This is a genomic window from Aestuariivirga sp. (assembly GCF_046093005.1).
In the GTDB taxonomy this organism is placed as follows: Bacteria; Pseudomonadota; Alphaproteobacteria; order Rhizobiales; family Aestuariivirgaceae; genus Aestuariivirga.
This window is the reverse complement of sequence record NZ_JBJTER010000004.1, coordinates 1-3,097: the sequence shown is the minus strand read 5'-3', so window position 1 is coordinate 3,097 and position 3,097 is coordinate 1. Positions and strand designations below refer to the sequence as shown.

Genomic DNA, 3,097 nt, shown 5'->3' with positions numbered 1-3,097 from the left:
GCCGACTACGGCAGCATGGTGGCGCGCGCGGTGATGCAGGCGGGCGCTGAATTCGGCATCGTGCCCTATGGCGTCGAGGCGCTGTCCATCATGCGCGTCGAGAAAGGCCATGTGGCGGGCGGCGAACTCAACGGCACGACGACGGCGGGCGATCTCGGCCTCGGCAAGATGATGTCGTCGAAGAAGGACTATATCGGCCGCATGATGGCGCAGCGCGAGGGCCTGACCGATCCCAACCGCCAGTGCGTGGTGGGCATCCGCCCGGTGGACCCCGAAGACCGCATCCGTTCCGGCGCGCATCTGCTGAAGAAGGGCGGCACGCCGTCGATGGCCAATGACCAGGGCTACATCACCTCCGTCGCCTGGTCGCCGATGCTCAACATGTGGATCGGGCTGGCGCTGCTCGCCAACGGCCGCGCCCGCCACGGCGAGATCGTGCAGGTGTGGGATGGCCTGCGCGGCGCCCGGGTCATGGGCGAGATCTGCGATCCGGTGCATTTCGACAAGGAAAACAAGAGGCTCCATGCCTGAGGCCGCCGCCATGACAGACCATCGCTTCACCCGCTTCTCGCCGCTCCGCGACATCGCCGTGCAGGGCCGCTTCGGCGCCGGCAAGGGCGCGCCGGGGGCAAGCTTCAGCATCCGCCATCCGCTGTCGATCGTCACGGTCATCGCCCGGGCCGGCCAGAGCGCCGCCACCGCCGCGGCGCTCAAGCTCTATGACGCGCAATGGGCCGGGCCTGACCAGTACTTCGTGCTGGCCGAGGGCCGCGGCGAAGGCGCGCTCTGCCGCGAACTCAAGGCGAAGCTCGGCGCCGCCGCCTCGGTCACCGACCAGAGCCACGGCCGTGTGGTCATCCGCATCGCGGGGCCGAAGGCCCGCGCGGTGCTGGCCAAGGGCACGCCGGTCGATCTCCATCCGGATGAATTTCCCATCGGCAAATCGGCGATGACCCAGATGGCGCATGTCGGCGTACACCTCACCCGCGTTGGTGACGATGTCTATGACCTGTCGGTGTTCCGCGGCTTCTCGGAAAGCTTCTGGGAGTGGATCACCGAACAGGCGGAAGAGTTCGGCTATCAGGTGGTGTGAAGGGCGGCGGGGTCCGGCAGCAGGTCCGGACCCGCGCCCGCCGTGTTCCGCCCGGTTCTGAATTGGCTGGAGCCTCGCCCAATTCCGTGGCAATCCGCCCCTCATGTTGATCGGCATTGACATCGGCACCACGGCGGTGAAGGCCGCGCTGTTAGACGCTCACGGGAATGTCATGCGGCGTTTCGCGGAAGCCTATTCCACCAGGCGCCCCGCGCCGGGCCATGTTGAGCAGGACCCCAGCGACTGGATGGCGCTGGTGCTGCGGGCGCTGTCCGATCTCACCCCGCACGGCAAGGCCGCGGCGGTGGGCCTGTGCTCGCAGGTCAACACCCATGTCTTCACGGATGCCAATGGCGCGGCGCTGTTCCCCGCCATCACCTGGCAGGACAGCCGTGCGACGGACGATGCGGCGGCGCTCGATGCCCGGATCGTGGCCGCTGACAAGCTGGCCTGGTGGGGCGCGCCACTTCCCGTCGATGCCAGCCATGTGCTGGCCCGCATGGCCTATGTGGCGCGCACCGCGCCCGGTCTGTGGCGGCGCACCAGCCTCGTTCTGGCGCCCAGGGATTATTGCCTCCTTCATCTCACCGGCCAGGCGGTGGCGGACCCGATGACCAATTTCGGCATTCTCGACCAGCGTCTGGCGCCCATAGCATCCCTGCTCGCGCTGGTGCCGGGGGCGGCGGAGCGGCTGCCGCGCATCGCCGGCTTCACCACGCTCGCGGGCCATATCCGGCCGGGGCTTCCCGGCGCCGGCCTTCCGGTTGTGACCGGCGCGATGGACGCCTGGGCCGGGCTCTATGGCGCCGGCGTGGCGGAAGACGGGCAGGGGCTCTACCTCAGTGGCACCAGCGAGATTCTCGGCATCGTCGCGCCGGAGCGGCGGCCGGCCGCGGGCGTCATCGCCTTCGCGCCCTGCGAGGGCATCACGCTCCACGCCGGCCCCACGCAGGCGGGCGGGGCCGCCGCCGCCTGGGCTGCCAGCCTGCTCGGCTGCACGCCGCCTGAGCTGTCGTTGCTGGCGGGCAAGGCCCTGCTCGCTCATGTTCCCCTGTTCCTGCCGCAGCTGGGCGGCGAGCGCGCGCCCTTGTGGGATCCGGGGGCGATGGGCTCCTTCACGGGGCTGACCCCCGGCACCGGCCCGGCCGAACTGGCCCGCGCCGTGCTGGAAGGCGTGGCCTATGCCGCGCGGCTCGTCTTCGACAGGCTTGAACAATCAGCGGCGCGCGGCGCAGCGGTGATCCACCACGCCGGCGGCGGTTCCGCGTCTGACCTGTGGTGCCAGGTGAGGGCCGACGTTCTGGGCAAGCCTTTGCGCCGCGCCGCCAACCGCGACGCCGGCGTGCTCGGCGCGGCGCTGATGGCCGGAACCGGAACCGGAATGTTCCCGTCCCTCCGCGCCGCCGTGCGCGATGCCGTGTCCTTCGATCGCGACTTCGCGCCAGACCCATCAGCGGCGGACCGCCACGCCCGGCGCTATGAGGCCTATCAGCTTGCTTATGATAAGTTAGTCCCGGTCAACCGGCTGCTGCAGTGACGGGAAGGGCCCGCCGCCGCCCCACGTCCCGTCATGGCCGGGCCCGACCCGGCCATCATCACGGGCGCAGGCACTCCCTCTTCCCGTCATGGCCGGGCTTGACCCGGCCATCATCACGGGCGCAGGCATCCCCCTACCCGTCATGGCCGGGCTTGACCCGGCCATCATCACGAGCGCTGCCGCCAGCGAAGATGCCACGGTCAAGCCGTGGCATGACGAGGCTGTGGAGGCCCCCCTCTCGACCCGGCCATCATCACGGGCGCTGCGGCCAGCGAAGATGCCACGGTCAAGCCGTGGCATGACGAGGTTGTGGAGGTCTCCCCCCTTCTCGTCATGGCCGGGCTCGACCCGGCCATCATCACGGGCGCTGCCGCCAGCGAAGATGCCACGGTCAAGCCGTGGCATGACGAGGCTGTGGAGGCCCCCCCTCTCGTCATGGCCGGGCTCGACCCGGCCATCATCACGAG

The 3,097-nt window shown here is 70.0% G+C and carries 3 protein-coding genes; all 3 read left to right on the top strand.

Annotated elements, in window-relative coordinates:
• The coding region (locus ACKOED_RS00215) for a glycine cleavage T C-terminal barrel domain-containing protein (protein WP_408914562.1) at positions 1–531 on the top strand (531 nt) is incomplete at its 5' end.
• Positions 524–1,093 (top strand): sarcosine oxidase subunit gamma, encoded by a 570-nt coding sequence (locus ACKOED_RS00210; protein WP_408914561.1) that lies wholly within the window; start codon positions 524–526, stop codon positions 1,091–1,093. The genes ACKOED_RS00215 and ACKOED_RS00210, both read left to right, overlap by 8 nt.
• Before the next feature lie 103 nt (positions 1,094–1,196).
• A complete protein-coding gene (locus ACKOED_RS00205) occupies positions 1,197–2,630 on the top strand; it encodes a xylulokinase (RefSeq protein WP_408914560.1) in 1,434 nt (477 codons plus the stop codon).
• Positions 2,631–3,097: the final 467 nt, after the last annotated feature.